A 1,023-nucleotide genomic window follows, 5' to 3' on the forward strand; every position below is an offset into this window, starting at 1 on the left:
AGGTGTCTTTCAGCGTGGGCGAGGGAGAATTCTGCTATCTTGTCGGCAAAGTCGGCAGTGGCAAAAGCTCATTGCTTAAAACTATGTATGCCGATGTTGATATCGAACATGGTGAAAAAGCTGAAGTGCTCGGCTTTGACCTGCTTCATCTGAGAAGGAAGCAGATTCCTTATCTGCGTAGACACATAGGAATCGTATTTCAGGATTTTCAGTTGCTTCAGGATCGTTCTGCCAAGGCGAATCTAAGGTTTGTGCTTGAAGCAACGGGCTGGAAATCTAAATCAGAGATTGAAGACCGTATTGAGGAGGTGCTCAAAGCTGTGGGAATGGAAAATAAAAGCTACAAGATGCCTCATGAGCTGAGCGGAGGCGAACAGCAGCGTATCGTAATAGCCAGGGCATTGTTGAACAAGCCGAAACTGATTCTTGCAGACGAACCTACCGGCAACCTTGATCCCCAGACCGGCTATCAGATAGTAAGCCTTCTCCACAAGCTTGCCGACGAAGGACGGACCATAATCATGGCAACGCACAATATGCAGATGGTAGAGGATTTCCCGGCAAGGGTATTGCGTTGCAATGACAAGGAACTCATCGGCTGAACGCGAAAAACATGGTATTTGGCTTCTCAAGGAGAAAAAAAGACGATAAAGTTTTAAATTAGTGAAAATATTATTTAACTTTGCATAATTGATGTACACAGACAGACACTAATGATATTGTCTCCTGTGAGACCATGAAACAACACCGGTTACTAATTGAACCAATCTATATCATAAACAAAAGCTATTTGCAATGGCAGAAAAAAAAGAAACTCTTTTCGACGTGTTCTCGCCGGTCTCCGCTGAAGAGTGGAAGGCTAAGATTACCGCCGACTTGAAGGGTGCGGATTTTGACAAGAAACTTGTCTGGCGCACAAACGAAGGCTTCAGTGTTCAGCCTTTTTACAGAAAGGAAGATATTGAGGGTCTTGCAACAATCGGATCACTTCCGGGTGAATTCCCTTATGTCAGAGGAACTCGC

2 protein-coding genes are annotated in these 1,023 nt (G+C 44.7%); both read left to right on the top strand.

What is annotated here, in order from left to right; all coding sequences use genetic code 11:
• Nucleotides 1–2 precede the first annotated feature (2 nt).
• Nucleotides 3–602, top strand: coding sequence for a cell division ATP-binding protein FtsE (locus JX312_RS13990; protein WP_239653944.1), 600 nt, complete (start codon nt 3–5; stop codon nt 600–602).
• Between the two features lie 193 nt (nt 603–795).
• On the top strand, nt 796–1,023 hold a 228-nt coding region (locus JX312_RS13995), incomplete at its 3' end, for a methylmalonyl-CoA mutase family protein (protein ID WP_239653945.1).

This window comes from Barnesiella sp. CU968, from assembly GCF_905219685.1.
In the GTDB taxonomy this organism is placed as follows: Bacteria; Bacteroidota; Bacteroidia; order Bacteroidales; family Muribaculaceae; genus Lepagella; species Lepagella muris_A.